Source organism: Sphingomonas sp. DMC6 (assembly GCF_056314225.1).
This window is the reverse complement of sequence record NZ_JBQUYT010000004.1, coordinates 303,317-320,414: the sequence shown is the minus strand read 5'-3', so window position 1 is coordinate 320,414 and position 17,098 is coordinate 303,317. Positions and strand designations below refer to the sequence as shown.

The 17,098-nt window shown below is 67.8% G+C and carries 16 protein-coding genes; 4 read left to right on the top strand and 12 right to left on the bottom strand.

Annotated features, from left to right (window positions below; all coding sequences use genetic code 11):
* Position 1: 1 nt before the first annotated feature.
* The 7 genes from ACT53M_RS11995 to ACT53M_RS11965 all read right to left on the bottom strand — a co-directional run bounded on the left by ACT53M_RS11995 (position 2) and on the right by ACT53M_RS11965 (position 8,740).
* Positions 2-1,129, bottom strand: a complete 1,128-nt coding sequence (locus tag ACT53M_RS11995) for an AAA family ATPase (RefSeq protein WP_476233625.1) — start codon at positions 1,127-1,129, stop codon at positions 2-4.
* Positions 1,130-1,168: 39 nt separating this feature from the next.
* Positions 1,169-2,752, bottom strand: a complete 1,584-nt coding sequence (locus ACT53M_RS11990; RefSeq protein ID WP_476233623.1) for a hypothetical protein — start codon at positions 2,750-2,752, stop codon at positions 1,169-1,171.
* Positions 2,749-3,756 carry an AAA family ATPase gene (locus ACT53M_RS11985; protein ID WP_476233622.1) on the bottom strand — a complete coding sequence of 336 codons (1,008 nt, stop codon included), beginning with the start codon at positions 3,754-3,756 and terminating at the stop codon, positions 2,749-2,751. The genes ACT53M_RS11990 and ACT53M_RS11985 overlap by 4 nt, the downstream gene beginning before the upstream one ends.
* Positions 3,757-3,759: 3 nt before the next feature.
* The gene (locus ACT53M_RS11980; RefSeq protein WP_476233620.1) at positions 3,760-5,268 is read right to left on the bottom strand and encodes an XrtA system polysaccharide chain length determinant; all 1,509 of its coding nucleotides are present in this window, start codon (positions 5,266-5,268) and stop codon (positions 3,760-3,762) included.
* Between the two features lie 11 nt (positions 5,269-5,279).
* Entirely contained in the window at positions 5,280-5,927 is a 648-nt protein-coding gene (locus ACT53M_RS11975) for an XrtA/PEP-CTERM system exopolysaccharide export protein (protein ID WP_476233618.1), read from the bottom strand.
* A 108-nt stretch (positions 5,928-6,035) separates the two neighbouring features.
* On the bottom strand, positions 6,036-7,256 hold the full coding sequence (locus ACT53M_RS11970; protein ID WP_476233616.1) for a pyridoxal-dependent decarboxylase, exosortase A system-associated: 1,221 nt from the start codon (positions 7,254-7,256) through the stop codon (positions 6,036-6,038).
* Positions 7,253-8,740: an acyl-CoA ligase (AMP-forming), exosortase A system-associated gene (locus tag ACT53M_RS11965; RefSeq protein WP_476233614.1), complete on the bottom strand. Its 1,488-nt coding sequence runs from the start codon at positions 8,738-8,740 to the stop codon at positions 7,253-7,255. The genes ACT53M_RS11970 and ACT53M_RS11965 overlap by 4 nt, the downstream gene beginning before the upstream one ends.
* 73 nt (positions 8,741-8,813) lie before the next feature.
* Here ACT53M_RS11965 and ACT53M_RS11960 point away from each other — a divergent pair, with 73 nt between their 5' ends.
* From ACT53M_RS11960 to ACT53M_RS11950, 3 genes are read left to right on the top strand one after another with little or no spacing between them, the layout of a single operon-like run.
* Positions 8,814-9,086 carry an acyl carrier protein gene (locus ACT53M_RS11960; protein WP_476233612.1) on the top strand — a complete coding sequence of 91 codons (273 nt, stop codon included), beginning with the start codon at positions 8,814-8,816 and terminating at the stop codon, positions 9,084-9,086.
* Entirely contained in the window at positions 9,083-9,721 is a 639-nt protein-coding gene (locus tag ACT53M_RS11955; RefSeq protein WP_476233611.1) for a hypothetical protein, read from the top strand. Before ACT53M_RS11960 ends, ACT53M_RS11955 begins: the two co-directional genes overlap by 4 nt.
* A complete protein-coding gene (locus tag ACT53M_RS11950) occupies positions 9,709-10,503 on the top strand; it encodes a hydrolase 1, exosortase A system-associated (protein WP_476233609.1) in 795 nt (264 codons plus the stop codon). Before ACT53M_RS11955 ends, ACT53M_RS11950 begins: the two co-directional genes overlap by 13 nt.
* Before the next feature lie 13 nt (positions 10,504-10,516).
* Here the strand turns inward: ACT53M_RS11950 and trxB are convergent, their stop codons facing one another.
* The gene (trxB, locus tag ACT53M_RS11945) at positions 10,517-11,488 is read right to left on the bottom strand and encodes a thioredoxin-disulfide reductase (protein ID WP_476233608.1); all 972 of its coding nucleotides are present in this window, start codon (positions 11,486-11,488) and stop codon (positions 10,517-10,519) included.
* Between the two features lie 98 nt (positions 11,489-11,586).
* On the bottom strand, positions 11,587-12,957 hold the full coding sequence (gene radA, locus ACT53M_RS11940) for a DNA repair protein RadA (protein WP_476233607.1): 1,371 nt from the start codon (positions 12,955-12,957) through the stop codon (positions 11,587-11,589).
* Positions 12,958-13,204: 247 nt separating this feature from the next.
* Here radA and ACT53M_RS11935 point away from each other — a divergent pair, with 247 nt between their 5' ends.
* The gene (locus tag ACT53M_RS11935) at positions 13,205-14,356 is read left to right on the top strand and encodes a glycosyltransferase family 4 protein (protein WP_476233605.1); all 1,152 of its coding nucleotides are present in this window, start codon (positions 13,205-13,207) and stop codon (positions 14,354-14,356) included.
* Between the two features lie 9 nt (positions 14,357-14,365).
* Here the strand turns inward: ACT53M_RS11935 and ACT53M_RS11930 are convergent, their stop codons facing one another.
* The 3 genes from ACT53M_RS11930 to ubiM form a co-directional block, all read right to left on the bottom strand.
* Entirely contained in the window at positions 14,366-14,689 is a 324-nt protein-coding gene (locus ACT53M_RS11930) for a DUF2218 domain-containing protein (RefSeq protein ID WP_476229029.1), read from the bottom strand.
* 72 nt (positions 14,690-14,761) lie between these two features.
* Complete coding sequence (locus ACT53M_RS11925; protein WP_476233603.1) at positions 14,762-15,376, bottom strand: PadR family transcriptional regulator; 615 nt, start codon at positions 15,374-15,376, stop codon at positions 14,762-14,764.
* A 319-nt stretch (positions 15,377-15,695) separates the two neighbouring features.
* Positions 15,696-16,868, bottom strand: a complete 1,173-nt coding sequence (ubiM, locus tag ACT53M_RS11920) for a 5-demethoxyubiquinol-8 5-hydroxylase UbiM (RefSeq protein WP_476233601.1) — start codon at positions 16,866-16,868, stop codon at positions 15,696-15,698.
* Between the last annotated feature and the right edge of the window lie 230 nt (positions 16,869-17,098).

Here is a 17,098-nt window from a genome sequence, read left to right as displayed (position 1 = left end):
GTCAGGCTGCGTGTTCACGCAAGCCGCCCAGATTGGGCCGGCCGTTCGCATCGCCCTGTTCCACCCAATCGACCAGCAGCGTCAGCACCCGGCGGAGTGCCTCGTGCTGCTCGCGCACCTGCTCCTCGAGCTGGGCGATGCGCGCTTCGAGTGCGGCGACCTCGGCATGGGCGACCGGCGGGGCGGACGGCGCTGCCGGGGGCGGCGGTGCAGGCTGTTGGGGAACTGAAACGCGAACCGGTGCCGGCTCGACTGGTGCCGCCGCGGCAGGCGCCCGCACAGGTCCCACCGGCAACTCCTCCGCCACCGGATCGCCCATCGCGTCATTGCCGAGGTCGGAAATGACGGCGGCGATGTCGGGTGCGCCGAAAATGTCGATCTGCTCGACCGCGCCGTACAGCATCACGCGCCCGGCTAGCTGATTGAGCCGGCGGGGCAGGCCGCCCGACCAGCGATACATCGCCGTCAGCGCATCGGCCGTAAAGCGCGGCCGCCCGCGCCAGCCGACGCAGATCAGCCGGTGGATCAGATAGGGCTCGACCTCGTCGGGCTCCATCGGCGCGAGGTGGTGCATCGCGATCACCCGCTGGCGCAGCTGCTCCAGCTGGGGCTCGTTCAGCAGCAGGCGAAATTCGGGCTGGCCGAGCAGGAATATCTGCAGCAGCGCATAGCCGCCGGCCTGGAAATTGGAGAGCATGCGCAGCTCTTCCAGGCTTTCGGACGGCAGCGCCTGCGCCTCGTCGATCACCAGCAGCGTGCGCCGGCCGGCACGCGCGACATTGTGCAGCCCGCGTTCGACGGCCGAGAGCAGCGCCGCCTTGGACAGGCCCTGATGATCGACTCCCAGCCCCTGCGCCACCAGCCGCAACAGGTCTTCCGGGCGAACCTGCGAGGAAACGATCTTGATGACGTTCAGCCGTTCGTGATCGAGGCCGTCGAGCAGATGGCCCATCAGCGTCGTCTTGCCGGCCCCGGGATCGCCGGTGATGACGACGAACCCCTCGCCCTGGCTCAGGCCATAGCCAAGATAGGCCATCGCCTTGCTGTGCGTGGCCGTATCGAACCAGAATTTCGGATCGGGGGTCAGCTGGAACGGCCGGCCGCTCAATCCATAATGTTCGTCGTACATCGTCGATCACTCCGGAAGGGCGCAGGCCCTTCCCCCATCTTAGAAGCCATAGCGCACACCCACGAGTGCCTGGGCCTGCGCGCTGCTGTCTGTCCCCGGCCGATCATAGCCGAAAAGACCCGCCGAGGCGGTAGCGCTCAGGTGCCCGAAATTGTGGGTATAGGCGGTGTTGGCACCCCAGCTGAACACGCTGGTGCTGCCGATAATGTCGCTATTGTACCAAGTGGCGAGCAGGCTGCCGCTCAGCGATCCGCGTGCGCCCACCGGGGTAGAGGCAAAGGCCTGGGCATAGAGGCTTTCGTCATAGGTGCCGTTGAGCGTGGTGCCCGACGGCGCCAGGAAGGTGCGCCGCGAATAGCCGCCGCCAAAGCCGATGCGCGTGCCGCCGCGCGCCAGCACGGCAATGCCGGTCAGCCCGCGCGAACGATAGGCCGTCGTCACGGCCGAAGCGAGCACGCCGTTCAGGCACGATCCGGTCGCCGCGCCGGTGGTGCCGTAGATGCAGCCGCTATAGACATTGCCGAACGGATCGGCCGAGCTGACGAAGCTGGACGGCAGCACCGACACCGAACCGTTCAGTTGCTGCCCGAAGGTCTGCACGCTGTCGTACAGGCCGAGCTGGATGCCGCTGCCCGGGCCGATCTGGTGCGTGAAAGTGCCGGTATAGCTCATCGAGCCATAGCGGCGCCCTGCCCGCGCCTCCAGATAGGTGCGGCGGCTGGGCCGCCACATCACGCCGCCATCCCAGTAGATGCCGTCGAAATCATAGGCGATGCGCCGCGGCGAGTTGGGATCGGTGACGAACCGGCCATGTGCATCCAGCACCGGCTGGCCCGAAGCGTTCAGCAACGCATCGCGCTGGCTGACCTGGATCTTTTCGTACCCGGCGCCCGCCGTCAGCGCGACGCCCATCGCCACGGGCAGCACGACATCGCCGCGAACATATTTGCCCTCGAACTGCTGGCTGAGCTGACCGGCATTCTCGTGCGTGTAGGAACCGCTGACCGTCACGCCCACCGGCAGCACTGTACCCGCCTTCACCCCCGCGCTGGCGGTGGCGACATGGACCGTCGAGTCGCTGTAATAATCGAGCCGGGGCTGGTTGGCCGCGACGCCGGTGCCGTTGGGCGTATCGGTGCGCGTATAGCCCAGGCGATAGGCGGCATTGAGGAACATCGCGCCGACATGCGTGGCGAGGTTCGGCCCGGCATAGACCGAATAGACCTGGCTACTGTTGCTGATGTTGCCGGCATTGCTCTGCAGCGCATCGCCGCGAATATCGGCGCGGGTACGGGTGGCGAGGCCGCCTGCCTCCAGCGTCAGTCCCGGCGCCACCTTCGCGCGCGCCTGCACCAGACCGCTATGGGTGTCGTCGTCGACCAGCTTCTTGTTCCAGGCGAAACGGTGCTGATACTGGTAATCCACCTGCACCTGCACCCGGCGCGTCTGCACCGTCGCGTCGAGCCCGGCGCCGAGCTGCGAATAGGTGAGCGTCTCGCCCGATTTCAGGTCGGCGACCAGCACCTGGCTCGCCTCGATATACGGCGTGACCTTGACCTGCTGCGCGGCGGCAGGCTGGATCGCCCAGCCGGCGACACCGATGACGATCAATCGACGGATCACTTGCCCGCCTCCTCATAATAGCTGCCGAACCGGCGACCGGACGGCTGGAACGAAACGGCGTTGAGCACGAGCTGGATATGCTCGCAGGCATCGAGCGCAGCGACCGCGGCCCGCAGATCGCTCTCGCTGGTCTGATCGGCGCGGACTACCAGCAGCGCCTGGCCGACATGCAGCGCCAGCACCGAGGCGGGCGACGCGACGAGCGCCGGCGGTGAATCGAAGATCACGATGCGGCGCGGATTGGCCGCGGCCAGCCCGTCCAGCAGCGCGCGGGCACGGTCGCTGGCCAGCAATTCGGTATCGCTGATGCTGCGGGCGCCGGCGGGCAGCACCGACAATTGCGGCACATCGGTATCGATGATGCAGTCTTCGACGGACACCTGCCCGTCGAGCGCGTCGATCAGGCCCGGCCCTTCCTCGATTCCCAGGCGGCGCAGCACGTCGGGCTTGGGGAAATCGGCATCGACCAGCAGGATCTCGACATCCTTCTCCGCCGCCATCGATAGCGCAAGGTTGAGAGCGCAGAAGGTCTTGCCCTCATTCGGCTGGGCCGAGCAGACGAGGATCATCCGCGCGCGATCGGCATCGGCGCCGGCGACCTTGCGGGCGGTGAGCAGCAACTGCCGCTTCACCATGCGAAATTCCTCGGCCAGCGGCGTCACCGGGCCGCCGGGCACCAGCATGCCCGCCTCCGCCAGCGCCTCGCGATCGATATGGGCGCGGCGGCGGGCAGCAGTGCGCGCGGGTGCCGGGGCGACAGGGGCCGGTTGCGGTGCCGGTTCGGGCTGCGGCGCAACGGGTTCAACCACCGGCTGAGGCGCGACGAAGCCGTCGATCAGTTCCAGCGACGGATCGGGCTGCGGTGGGACCTCCGGCGCCGCCACGACGGGCTCGTGCGCAGCGACCGGCTCGATTGCCAGCGCGGGCGGCATCTCGAACACATGGCGCGCGGCCGCGCGCTCGATCAGCGAGCCACGAAATTTGCGGGGGCTATGGTCGTTCATCGCTCAGCCCCCCCGCGCCCGCTGGACGAATTCCAGGCCGATCAGCCCGATATAGGCGACGCCCAGCGCCGCGGTGCCACCCAGGAACAGGCGAAGCTGCTTGCGGCGCAGCGCGGTCTGGGCGGCGGTCACCACTTCGCCGATCGCACCGATGACCGGCATGCCGCTCGCCTTTTCCAGCCGCGCGGCGGTGTCGAAGCTGCCGCGCAGCTTGGCGAGTCCGAACGCAGCAGCAACGCCCGCCCCCAGCCCGGCGATCAGCACGGCCGAAAGCAGCAGCGGACGGTTGGGCGAAGTGGGCATGCGCGGCTGGGTCGGCGGATCGATGACGCTGAACTTCACCGCATCGGCGGCATCCTGCGCCTGCGAGGAAATCCGCACCCGCTCGCGATCGGACAGCAGCTTGTCATACTGGTCCTTCAGCACCTGATATTCGCGCTCGATCTGGCCCTGTTCCGCCGCCACTTCGGGCGCGCCGGACAATTTGGCGTTGAGCGCCGACAGGTCACTCTGAATCTGTTCGCGCCGCTGGCGGAGCGCGGCGACCTGCGCCGCCTTGTCTGTCTGCATCGACTTGAGGCCCAGATACAGCGGATTGCCGCTGCCACCGCCGCCGCCGACCAGCGGCTCGTTACGGGCAGCCGCCTGCGCCTGCGCAAGCTGGCTCTTGAGCGCCACCACATCGGGATAATTGTCCGTCCAGCCGCGAGCGCGGGCATCGGCAAGCTGGCCCTGGATCGCCGCGACGCGCGCGCGCGCCGGGCCGGCCGAGCCGGCGCTTCCGCCCGCCGTTGCCGGTGTGGATGCCATCTGGGCGTTGACCGCGTTGAGGCTGCTCTGCGCCGCCGCCAGATCGCCTTCGATCTGGGCAAGCTGCTGGCGGGCCGCGCCGATCCGGTCATCGAGTGAACCGGTGCCGGGCAGCGACCCCAGATATTTCGCCTGGAAGTCGGCGCGCTTCGCCTCCGCATCCTGCAGCGCCTTTTGTCGGGCGGCGAGCTGTTCGTCGAGGAAGCGTAGCGACTGACTGGTCTGGTCGCGATTGTCGGCCAGATTGTTTTCGACGAACACGTCGATCAGCTTCTGCGTTACCTGCGTGGCGATCTTGCCGTTGGCGCCGGTGACGCTGATTTCGAACAGATTGTCCTGCTGCGCCGTCAGCTTGATTGCCTTTTGCAGGCCGGCAATGCGATCCGCCACATCGCGGTCGCTGGAAACGGTGCGGGCCAGGTCGGTGCCGCGCACCACCTTTTCGAGATTGACTGCGCTGGTGATCGTCTGGCGCAGCTGGTCGAGGCTTTTCTGCTGGTCGATCGGCACAGCGCCGCTGTCTGCGGGCAAAATCTGGCGCATCTGCACGAACACACGCGCGTGCGATTCATACTGGTTCGGCATGCGCGAGACGACGAACCACCCGACCATGCAGATCGCCCAGGCGACAGCCAGGGCGATCCAGCGCCGCGTCCATATCGCATGGAGCGCCGCCAGCAGTTCGTTGTAGAGTCCGCCCATCCCGCCCGGCCTCAGAACAGGCTTTGCGGAATGATTATCACGTCGCCGGGCGCCAGCTTCACGTTCGCGCTAGTGTCGCCGTTCTTCAGCAGGTCGGCGAGGCGCAGCTTATATTCGCGCTGCCGGCCGGTCTGCGGATCATAACGCACCAGCCGGGCACGGTTACCCGATGCGGTTTCGGAAAGGCCACCGACCGCGATCATCGCGTCGAGAATCGTCATGTTGGCGCGATACGGCAGCGATGCCGGCTTTTCGGTCGCGCCGACCACGCGCACCTGCTGGCTGAAGGTGCCCGAGAAATTCTCGACGATCACCGAGACGATCGGGTCCTTGATATATTCGCTGAGCGCCAGCTTCAGGTCGTCCGCCAGCATTGCCGGGGTTTTGCCCACCGCAGGCATGTCGCTGATCAGCGGCACGGTGATGCGGCCGTCCGGGCGCACCTGCACCTTGGTAGACAGGTCCGGATTGCGCCACACGAAGATATTGAGCTGGTCGAGCGGGCCGATGACATATTCGTCGCTGGGCGCCTCGCGGCCGCCCCCGCCGACAAAGGCCGCTGCGGGCAGTTCGGGCCGGCCACCGCCGCTGCAACCCGACAGCAGCGTCACCGCTGCCAGCGTGGCTGTCAAAACCCTGTGCCTCAACCAAAACGTCATGCCCGAACCTCCCCGCAGCATGGGCGAAACAAGGCGACCGACGTCTCGGCGCCCCCCAAGCTGGATGGGGCTGCTATGAGCCCGAAGAGGTAAAGATAGCGTTAGGGGTTAACGCCCCTGAACGCCGCAAAGTCTTTCGAGTACCGGTGGATGCCCCAGAAAATATTGGGGACTGGCCGAAGCGCCATAGGCGCCCGAGGCGAAGATCGCGATCAGGTCTCCGACCTCGGCACGCGGCAAGGCGACTTTGTCCGCAAGCCTGTCGAGCGGCGTGCAGAGCGGACCGACAATGCTGACGACTTCTTCCGCCGCGTCCTGCATCCGGTGCGCGACTGCGACGGGATAGTTGCGGCGCACGACGGTGCCGAAATTGCCGGTGGCGGCCAGATGGTGATGGAGACCGCCATCAACGATCAGGAACCTCTCGCCCTGGCTTTCCTTCCGGTCGATGACGCGCGCCAGATAGATGCCCGCCTCGCCCACCAGCCAGCGGCCGAGTTCGATCGCATATTGCGTATCGAGCGCGGCCAGCTGATCGCCCAGCGCCGCGCCCACAGCGGCCACGTCGAGCGGCGCGTCTCCGGCGAAATAGGGAATGCCGAAGCCGCCCCCCAGATTGACCAGCGGCGGCATTGCCCCCGCTTCCTCCGCCAGCCGCGCCGCCAGCGCGATCGTCGCCGCCTGGGTTTCGATCACCGCGTCGGCCGAAAGCGCCTGCGATCCGGCATAGATGTGGAAGCCGCGCCAATCCGCCCCCGCCGCCACCAGTCGCCGCACCAGCGCCGGCACCCGCGCGGCATCGACGCCGAAGGGTGAGGCGCGACCGCCCATCTTCATGCCCGATCCACGCAGCTCGAAATCGGAGTTCACCCGTACCGCGAGCCTGGGCGTGATTCCCGATGCCTCGCCGATCCGCAGCGCCCGTTCGGCCTCGCCTTCGGATTCGAGATTGAGCGTGGCACCCGCGCGGATCGCGGCCTCCAGCTCGAAATCGCGCTTGCCGGGGCCGGCAAAGCTGATCTCGTCGGCAGGCTTTACCGCCAGTGCCCGCGCCAGTTCCCCGGCAGAGGCGACGTCGAGCCCGTCGACAAGCGGGGCTATGGCGGCAAGCAGCGCGGGGAGCGGGTTCGCCTTGATCGCGTAATGGACGGCGACGCTGGCGGGCAGCACCGCGCGCAACTGCGCCACCCGTGCGGCAATGGCGGGGAAGTCATAGAGGTAGACGGGCGTAGCGCCCTCCACCCACGCCGCCGCGGGGCGGCCCGCCACTATCAGCTCGGCCTGCCCCGCATAGGGTGCGGGGATCGGCCCGATCGGCTTTCCGTTCATTCCAGTTCCGCCTTCAGCCCTGCCCGGTCCAGCTTGCCATTGGCGTTGCGCGGCAGGCTTTCCCGCCACACAAAGCGCTGCGGCTGCATGAAGGCTGGCAAGTCGCGACGCAACCGTTCGCGCAGCGCACCCTCCTGGCTGCCGTCGCCGCGCGCGACGACCAGAATCGCCCGCCCCAGCCGCGGATCGGGCACCCCGAACGCCGCCGCCTCGCCGGTCTCGCCGCCGGCCAGCACCGCCTCCTCGATCTCGGTGGGGCTGATGCGGTTGCCGGAAGACTTGATCATCTCGTCATCGCGACCGACGAAGCGGAGCAAGCCTTCGGCATCCTCCACCACGGTATCGCCGGACCAGACCGCCATGCCGCCGCTCTGCGCAAAGGCGGGCGCAGGGCGGAACCGCAGCGCCGTGCGTTCGGCATCCTGCCAATAGCCTTTCGCCACCAGCGGCCCGGCATGGACCAGTTCCCCTTGCGTCGCGCGCTGGCCAGCACTGTCCACCACCAGGATTTCGGCAAAGGGAATTGCGCGGCCGATCGAGTCCGGGTGTGCGTCGACCAGGGCGGGGTCCAGATAGGTCGAACGAAACGCCTCGGTCAGGCCGTACATGGGGTAGAGGTCCGCGCCCGGGAAACGGCCGCGCAACCCCTGAACCAGCGTGCGCGTGAGCGCGCCGCCCGAATTGGTCAGCCGCCGCAGCAACGCCGCGGTCTCCGCCGGCCATTCGGCCTCCAGCAATTGCACCCACAGCGGCGGCACGCCCGCCAGCGTGGTAATGCCGAACCGCGCCACTGCCTTCACCACGTCGCGCGCCGTCAGATAATCCAGCGGCACCACGCGCCCACCCGCTGCCCAGGTCGAAAACAACTGGTTCTGGCCATAGTCGAAACTGAGCGGCAGCACGCCCAGCACCCGATCGTCGGGCGCGATCTTCAGATAATGGGCGACGCTGATCGCCCCCAGCCACAGATTGGCATGGCTGAGCATCACCCCCTTGGGGCGGCCGGTCGAGCCGGACGTGTAGAGAATGGCCGCCAATGTATCGGGGCCGGCTGAAGACGGCGGCAGCGCGGGGCCGCCCGCGAGTTCCTCTTCGGCAACGACGCGGCATCCCGGCGGCACATCGCCAGACTCCAGCGCCGCCAGCCGCGCCGCCTGCGTCACCAGCACCCGCGCGCCGCTATCGGCGAGGATGTGCGCGACCTGCGCGCGCTTCAGCACCGGATTGACCGGCACATGGATCAGCCCGGCGCGCGGTGCCGCCAGCGGCATCAGGCACGCGGTGCGCGTCTTGGGCAGCCAGCTTGCCACCCGGTCGCCCGGCGCGAGCCCCAAGGCCGCGAGCGCGCCCGCCATCGTGCCGACCGTCGCCTCCAGCCCGGCATAGGTGAGCGTGCCGGCCTTGTCCTCCAGCGCAACGGCGTCCCGCTCGCCACGCAGGGGCAGCGTGTCGATCGGACGGGGAGCGGGATCGAGCGCAATCATCCGCCCACCCTTAGTCTTGGCAGCGCCGCCGCCAAGCCTTACGGAGCCAAAAAGTCGATAAGGGGAGTTCGCATTGCAGCCTCAAGCCACGCTGGAAGTCGAAAACACCGTACGCGCCGTGCTACGCGACGTGCTGGGGCTGAGCGAGGAACGCGCCGCCGCCTTCCGCGATGACACGCCGCTGTTCGGGGCGCTGCCCGAGCTGGACTCGCTGGCGGTGGCGGGTGTGCTGACCGCAATCGAGGACCGGCTGGGTATCCTGATCGAGGATGACGAAGTCGATGGCGAGATGCTGGAAAGCTTCGGCACCCTCACCCGCTTTGCGGCGCAGAAGGCGCAGGGGTGATCGAACCTTATGACTGGGCCGGGGGCCGCGAAGCGATGCTTCGCTTCGGCCCTGCCAATGGCCCGGTCGTGGTTGTGGCGCTGCCGCTGTTCGAGGAAGCGAATCGCACCCGCACCTTTGCGGTCGCGATGTTGCGGCTGCTGGCCGATGTCGGCATTGCCGGCGTCATCCCCGACCTGCCGGGCACCGGCGACAGCCTGATCCCGAGCGAGCGGATCGATTTCGACGCGCTGCGCGCGGGGTTCGCGGCCGCCGCCCGCACCGCAGGCGCCCGCGCCTATTCGTTCGCGATCCGCAGCGGCGCGCTGGTCGACGGATCGGTACTGATCCGCCGCCGCTTCCACTTCGCGCCCCAGACCGGCGAGGAACTGCGCCGCACGCTCCACCGTATCCGCCGCGCCGGCGATGGCGAAGGCTATGCCGGCCACCGCCTGCCCGACAGTTTCCTCGACGATCTGGGCGAATGCACGCTGGAGCGGGCGCGTACCGTGCGGCTGGAGGGCGATGCCCGGCCCGCCGACCGCTATGTGCCCGGCACACCGCTATGGCACCGCGCCGAGCCGGAGCATGATCCGGCACTGGCTGCGCTGCTCGCCGAGGACATCGCCGACTGGGTCCGCCAATGCGAAGCCTGATCGCCTTTCCCTGCGCCGGCGAAACGCTGGTCGGTACGCTCGACACCGCACAGGGCAAGACCGGGCTGCTGATCGTATCGGGCGGCAATGAAATCCGCATCGGCGCGCATCGCGGCATGGCGACGCTGGCGCAGCGGGTTGCGGCGGCGGGCTATCCCGCATTCCGCTTCGATCGTCGCGGCATCGGCGATTCGAGCGGCGAGAATGGCGGCTTCGAGAGCAGCGCCGAGGATATTGCGGCCGCCGTCGCCGTCTTCCGCCGCGAGGCACGGGTCCAGCGCGTCGTCGCCTTCGGCAATTGCGATGCCGCGAGCGCGCTGGCGCTGTTCCATGGCGAGGCACGGATCGATGCGCTGGTGCTCGCCAATCCGTGGATCGTCGAGCCGATCGACGATCTGCCGACCGCGGCTGCGATCCGCGCGCGCTATGCCGAAAAGCTGCGCGACCCGCGCGAATGGGCGCGGCTGGCGACGGGCGGCGTGAACCTGGGCAAGCTGGCGCGCGGGCTGGGCCGGCTCGCCCGCAAGCCCGCAGAACCGCCGGCGAGCCTTGCCAGCCGTGTCGCCGACGCGCTGGTGCGGGCGGGGGTACCGGTCACGCTATTGCTCGCCAGCCGCGACAATACCGCGCGCGCCTTTATCGATGCGCTGCACAGCCCGGCCTTCGCCGCGCTCGGCACCCGCGTCCGCCGCCGCCAGTACGACACCGCCAGCCACAGCTTCGCCGGCGCGGCAGACAAGGACTGGCTGGCCGCGCAGGTGATCGAAGCGCTGGAGAATTAGGGCAGGCTGCGGCTTATTCCGCGGCCTGCGCCACCGTTTCGAAATCCACTTCCGCCAGGAAGCGTTCGGCATCGAGCGCTGCCATGCAGCCGGTGCCGGCCGCCGTGATCGCCTGGCGATAATGCTTGTCCATCACATCGCCGCACGCGAACACGCCGGGCACATTGGTGCGGGAGGTGCCCTTCTCGACCTCGATATAGCCATCGGCATCGAGCGCGATATGGCCGCGGAACAGCTCGGTCGCCGGGTGGTGACCGATCGCGACGAAGCCACCGTCGACCTCGATCGTCGAAACCTCACCCGTCACCGTGTCCTTCAGTTCGATGCCGACCAGCCCCTCGGGCTGGCCGCCGCCGATGAAGCGCTCGACCTGCTTGTTCCAGAGCACATTGATCCGCTCATTGGCGTGCAGCCGCTGCTGCAGGATCTTCTCGGCGCGCAGCGAATCGCGGCGGTGGATCAGCGTCACGTCATGGCTGTGGTTGGTCAGGTACAGCGCCTCTTCGACCGCGGTATTGCCGCCCCCGATCACCGCCACCTTCTTGCCGCGGAAGAAGAAGCCATCGCAGGTGGCGCAGGCGCTGACGCCCTTGCCCTTCAGCAGCTCTTCCGAAACGAGCCCCAGCCATTTGGCCTGCGCGCCGGTGGCGATCACCAGCGTGTCGCCCAGATAGACGGTGCCGCTGTCGCCCACCATGCGGAACGGACGCTGCGTCACATCAACCTCGACGATCGTGTCCCACATCATCTGCGCGCCGACATGCTCGGCCTGGGCCTGCATTTCCTGCATCAGCCACGGGCCCTGGATCACCTCGCGGAAGCCGGGATAATTCTCGACATCGGTGGTGGTCATCAACTGGCCGCCCGGCTGGATACCCTGGACGACGATCGGCGCGAGCCCGGCGCGGGCGCCGTAAATGGCAGCCGACAGGCCGGCGGGGCCGGAGCCGAGGATCAACATGCGGGTGGAATGCGTGGCGGTCATGATACTTTCCGGTTTGTGTCGCGGACGCTTCTAGGCAGCGCGGCGCAGGAAGCAACATGGCGTTGCGTGCGGCAGGTTCAAGCCGCCACCGCAACCGCTCACCGCCCGAGCAGATGCTCGACGAACGCACCCAGGTTGCGGAAGCCGGCCAGCGCCATCGCGCCCTTTTCCGCGCCCTGTGCCGAGGGCGCCAATGCGCGGGTGAAGCCCAGCTTGCCCGCCTCGCGCATCCGCAGCGATGCATGGGCAACCGGGCGGATTTCACCCGACAGGGCGATTTCGCCGAACGCGACCGCATCGGCCGGCACCGGGCGCTCCGACAGCGCGGAAACGAGCGCCGCCGCCACCGCCAGATCGGCCGCGGGGTCTTGCACCCGATAGCCGCCGGCGATGTTCAGATAGACTTCGCACGCCGAAAAGCTCAGCCCGCAACGCGCCTCCAGCACCGCCAGCACCATCGACAGCCGCGCCGAATCCCAGCCGACCACCGCCCGGCGCGGGGTGGCGCCCGAGGCGAGGCGGACGGTGAGCGCCTGTACCTCGACCAGCACCGGCCGCGTACCCTCCAGCGCCGGGAACACCACCGTGCCGGTCACGCTTTCATCGCGCTGGGTGAGGAATAGCGACGAGGGATTGCCGACCTCGGCAAGCCCCTCTGCCTGCATCGCGAACACGCCGATCTCGTCGGTGCCGCCGAAGCGGTTCTTCACCGCGCGCAGGATGCGATAGAGGTGGCTGCGCTCGCCTTCGAACGCGAGCACGGTATCGACCATATGTTCGAGCACGCGCGGCCCGGCGATCGCGCCGTCCTTGGTGACATGGCCGACCATCACCAGCGCGGTGCCGCGTTCCTTGGCGAAGCGGATCAGTTCCTGCGCGCTGGCCCGCACCTGGCTGACGGTGCCGGGGGCGCCTTCGATCAGGTCCGAGTGCATCGTCTGGATCGAATCGATGATCAGCAGGTCGGGCGGCGCCGCACCACCGAGCGTGGTGAGGATGTCGCGGACCGAGGTGGCGGCGGCAAGCTGCACCGGCGCCTGCCCCAGCCCGAGCCGGCGCGCGCGCAGCCGCACCTGATCGGCAGCCTCCTCACCCGAAACATAGGCGACGGCGAGCCCCCTGGCGGCGATCTTCGCTGCGGCCTGGAGCAGCAGGGTGGACTTGCCGATCCCGGGATCGCCGCCGATCAGCGTTGCCGAACCCTCGACGAACCCGCCGCCCAGCGCGCGGTCCAGCTCGGCAATGCCGCTGGCCATGCGTTCGGGCAGCGCGACATCGGTATTGAGCCCGGAAAGCTGGATCGCGCGGCCGCCCGATTGCAGGTTATGCTTGGCCTGGAACGGCGTGACGGTGGCACCGGCCTCTTCGACCAGCGTGTTCCATTCGCCACAATCGCCGCATTGCCCCGCCCATTTCGACGTGACCGAGCCGCAGGCCTGGCAGACATAGCGTTTCTGAGGTTTCGCCATGGCGGCGGTGTAGCGCGGGAGAAACGAAAAGGGAACGGATTTTGCTGCTTCTTCGGTAAACCACGCTCCCCTCCCGCTTGCGGGAGGGGTTGGGGGAGGGAGCGACGGGGAAGAAGCGCGGAGCCGGTCAGCCCCTCCCCTAACCCCTCCCGCAAGCGGAAGGGGAATACAGAAGCCGACTACGGGGTAGCGAGTGCCCCCCCGGCGCTTGCCCCATGCCCCGCGCCCGACTATGCCCCTCCCGCAAATGCAGCCATCCGATCTTCGTGTCGCGCTCTTCAGCGGCAATTACAATTATGTTCGCGACGGCGCGAACCAGTCGCTCAACAAGCTCGTCGGCTATTTGCTGCGGCAAGGCGTCACCATGCGCATCTACTCGCCGACCACCAGCACGCCGGCCTTTCCGCCGGTAGGCGATCTGGTAAGCGTGCCGGCCTGGCCGGTGCCCGGCGGCCGTTCCGAATACAAGTTCGCAACCGGCCTGCCCGCCAGCATCCGCGAGGATCTGGAAGCGTTCGCGCCGAACATGATTCATGTCTCGGCGCCCGAGTTCCTGTGTCACCGCGCGGTCACCTGGGCCCGGCAGCGAGAAATTCCGGCGGTCGCCTCGTTCCATACCCGGTTCGAGACCTATCCCGCCTATTATCATCTCGGCTTTGTCGAGCCGCTGATCATCAATATCCTGACGCGCTTCTACAACCGGGTCGACGAAGTGGTGACGCCGGGCAAATCGACGGCCGACCTGATCCGCGGCTGGGGCGTGAAGACGCCGGTGCGCATCTGGTCGCGCGGCGTGGACCATGACCGTTTCAACCCGGCGCGCCGCAGCCTGGAATGGCGGCGCTCGCTGGGCATCCAGGATCACGAGTTCGCGGTCGGTTTCCTCGGCCGGCTGGTGCTGGAAAAGGGCCTCGATATCTTCGCGGCGGTTTGCAACACGCTGGCGCGCCAAGGCGTGCCGCACCGCGTGCTGGTGATCGGCGAAGGCCCGGCGCGGCAATGGTTTGCCGACCGGGTGCCGGAGGCGGTGTTCACCGGCTTCCAGCGCGGCGACGATCTGGCCCGCGCGGTCGCGTCGATGGATGTGCTGTTCAACCCTTCCGTTACCGAAACGTTCGGCAATGTGACGTCAGAAGCGATGGCCTGCGCGGTGCCGGTGGTGGCGGCACGCGCGACGGGCGCGATCGACCTGGTCGAACATGGCGTCAACGGCTTTCTGGTGCCGCCGCGCGACGTGCAGGCCTATGCCGACGCCATCGCCCAGTTGATCCGCGACCCCGAACTCGCTGCGTCAGCGGGGAAAGCCGGGCACGAAAAGGCGCAGGCCTATGTGTGGGACAAGGTCAACCAGTCGGTACTCGACAGCTATATGGAGGTGATGGCACGGCGGGGCAAATAGCCCCGTCGCTTATTGCCAGTCGTACTGCAGCTCGCCCTCGCGGAAGGCAAAGCGGTCGAGGTGGCGGGCAACCGCGCCCTTCAGCCCCTCCAGCTGCTCCGCCGCACTGGCGTCGATGCGAATGTCGAGCCCGGTTTCCACGACGTTGAACGTAACCACGGCATCGCCCGGAAAATCCATGCCGCGCGCGTCGCGAGGAAAGATCACGGTGCCGTTCTCGGGCGTGAATTCCACCTGCAGATTGTGCTGCCAGTGCTTGCACAGCTGCTGCAGGTAGCGGCTGGCCTTGTCGGTCGAAACCAGCGCATGGCTGGTGAATGGAACGCTCGTCATCTTCTTCTCCCTGGCCGCCGCCGGGGTGAGCCCCAGGCGGCGACGTAACATCTCGATCCGTGGCATGGTTGCTTACAGCCGTTCGATCTTGCGGGCGGCTTCGTCGAGGATCTCGGCGATGGCATGGAGCCGCTCGGGATCGCCCTCGCCATCGGCGGCGCTCGCCATCAGCACAGTCTTCAGATTGTGCATCGCGCGGCGCACCGGGCCGCCGCTGGTACGGGCATGGCGCTCGCCCAGTTCCGCCAGCCGCTCGAACAGCGCGATGACTTCCTCGGCATGTTCGGCCAGATGCGCGCTGCCGGCTTCGGTGATGCCGAACTGCTTCTTCGCGCCTTCGCTCTTCTGCTCCTCGATCAGTTCCATATCGTCGAGCATGGTGAGCGTGGGATAGACCACGCCCGGGCTGGGCGCATAGGCGCCGTTCGAGCGCGCTTCGATCTCGCGGATCAGGTCATAGCCGTGGCGCGGTGCTTCCTCGATCAGCTTGAGCAGGATCAGGCGAAGCTCGTCACCGCCGAACATGCGCCGGCCGCCGCGTCCGCCACGGCCGCGCTCACCGGCCATGGCAAAGGCCATGCCGAAGCCGCCGGGAAACTCCCCGCCCCAGCCGCCGCGCCCGCGCGGACCGCAGTGCCGGCCATGATGATGGCCGTGATGGCCACGATGGGAAAAATGGAAAAACATGAGATTTGCCTCTCTTGTACGAGTCGTGATGCGCACAAGATATATCTTGAAAGCATTTGCGCAAGGGGGGGGAAGTTGCAAGTCGCTACTTCGACGTCCCCCGCACCCTTCCCACAAGGTAAGAAGGATCGTGCGCCATTTCTTAGCTCCCCTCCCTGCAAGGGAGGGGCCGGGGGCGGGTGCGCGCGTCTGCGCGCTCCAAAAGACTCTGCGTCTTGTGGTCAGCGAGTCCTGCCGCCTCACGGCGGCGGACCCACCCCTGGCCCCTCCCTTGCAGGGAGGGGAACCGGTGGACGTGCCCCCGTCGGAGCCCCCTAGCTCAATGCGTCAGCATCGCCCGGACGGTGGGCCGAACAAAGGGCAGCCCCGCCCCCAGCCGCAGCACGGCATGGCGCATCACGCGCGCGGTCGGCCGCTCGTCCGTGAACAGGCGGACCAGCAAATTGGTGCCGGTATAAAGCGGCTTGCACGCCGCCCGATGGCCGTTCTCGAACCGCCGCAGCACGGCCGGTGTCGCCGGATCGAGCCCGCGCCGTACCGCCTCCCGCACTTCGGCGGCGAGCAGCGCCTGCCCGCTGAGGCCCAGATTGAAGCCATGCGCCGTCACCGGATGCATCCCGACCGCAGCATCGCCGATCAGGGCGGCGCGACCGGTGACGAACTGGTGCGCCCAGGTGGTGGTGAGCGGATAGACGTGGCGACTGCTGACTACCTCCATCTTGCCCAGCCGCTGACGGAAACGCCGGCTAAGGTCGCGGCCCAGCGCGACATCGTCGAACGCCGCCACCCGCCGCGCCGCTTCCTCGGGCAGCGTCAGCACCGCGCCGGCCATGTTCCCGTTGAGCGGCAGCAGCGCGAGCGTCTGGCGGTGATCGAACCATTCCAGTGCGACGCTGTCGTGCGGCAGTTCATGGCGCACGCGCACGACCATCATCGACCGGCCGAGCGGGTTGATGTCTGCGCGGATGCCCAGGCTCTCGCGCGTATGGGACAGCCGCGAATCCGCCACCACCAGCAGCTTGCCGCGCACGATTTCGCCCGAGGCGAGCAGCACCTCTGCCAGCGGGCCGGTCGCGCCCGAACGGGCATGCACCACCTCGGCGCCGGTGATCAGCCGTACGCCGGCCTGCCCCTTTACCGCTTCATACAGGGCGGCACGGATGCGGTGGTTCGGCACCAGATAGCCTAGCTGCCCGTCCTCCGCGCCACCTGCATCAAAATTGAGTGCGAAGGGCGAATTGCCGTTCATCACCCGCGCCGCCCGGAGCGGGGCGATCTCCTCCACCGGAATGTGCGCCCAGGCGCCGAGCTGCGCGAGGATTCGCTGCGAACCATGAGTCAGCGCAATCTCGCGCCCGTCGAAGCGAGGCGCGGCCAGCGCATCGGCCGGCATGCGTTCGAGCATCACGATGTTCAGCCCGCAATCGTCGAGCGAGCGCGCAAAGGCCAGGCCGGCCGGCCCGGCACCCACGATGATGACGTCGCAGTCCATGTGGTGACTCCTGCTCTCATTCCCGCCTGATTGGCGTTTTCGCTCCCCTCCCGCTTGCGGGAGGGGCTGGGGGAGGGATCGACGTGGACGATGCGCTGTTCCGCCAAGCGGGGGGGGGACCCCCCCCCCCCCCCCCCCCCCGGGGGGGGAAAAAAAAAAAAAAAAAAAACGCCCCCAAAAAAAGTTGTTAAAAAAAAAAAAAAACACCCCCCCCCCCCCCCCCCCAACAC

Coding starts and splice junctions, on each gene's coding strand:
- ACT53M_RS11995 (WP_476233625.1), bottom strand. CDS start 1,129: ATGTACGACGAACATTATGGATTGAGCGGCCGGCCGTTCCAGCTGACC.
- ACT53M_RS11985 (WP_476233622.1), bottom strand. CDS start 3,756: ATGAACGACCATAGCCCCCGCAAATTTCGTGGCTCGCTGATCGAGCGC.
- ACT53M_RS11980 (WP_476233620.1), bottom strand. CDS start 5,268: ATGGGCGGACTCTACAACGAACTGCTGGCGGCGCTCCATGCGATATGG.
- ACT53M_RS11975 (WP_476233618.1), bottom strand. CDS start 5,927: ATGACGTTTTGGTTGAGGCACAGGGTTTTGACAGCCACGCTGGCAGCG.
- ACT53M_RS11970 (WP_476233616.1), bottom strand. CDS start 7,256: ATGAACGGAAAGCCGATCGGGCCGATCCCCGCACCCTATGCGGGGCAG.
- ACT53M_RS11965 (WP_476233614.1), bottom strand. CDS start 8,740: ATGATTGCGCTCGATCCCGCTCCCCGTCCGATCGACACGCTGCCCCTG.
- ACT53M_RS11950 (WP_476233609.1), top strand. CDS start 9,709: ATGCGAAGCCTGATCGCCTTTCCCTGCGCCGGCGAAACGCTGGTCGGT.
- trxB (WP_476233608.1), bottom strand. CDS start 11,488: ATGACCGCCACGCATTCCACCCGCATGTTGATCCTCGGCTCCGGCCCC.
- radA (WP_476233607.1), bottom strand. CDS start 12,957: ATGGCGAAACCTCAGAAACGCTATGTCTGCCAGGCCTGCGGCTCGGTC.
- ACT53M_RS11935 (WP_476233605.1), top strand. CDS start 13,205: ATGCAGCCATCCGATCTTCGTGTCGCGCTCTTCAGCGGCAATTACAAT.
- ACT53M_RS11930 (WP_476229029.1), bottom strand. CDS start 14,689: ATGACGAGCGTTCCATTCACCAGCCATGCGCTGGTTTCGACCGACAAG.
- ACT53M_RS11925 (WP_476233603.1), bottom strand. CDS start 15,376: ATGTTTTTCCATTTTTCCCATCGTGGCCATCACGGCCATCATCATGGC.
- ubiM (WP_476233601.1), bottom strand. CDS start 16,868: ATGGACTGCGACGTCATCATCGTGGGTGCCGGGCCGGCCGGCCTGGCC.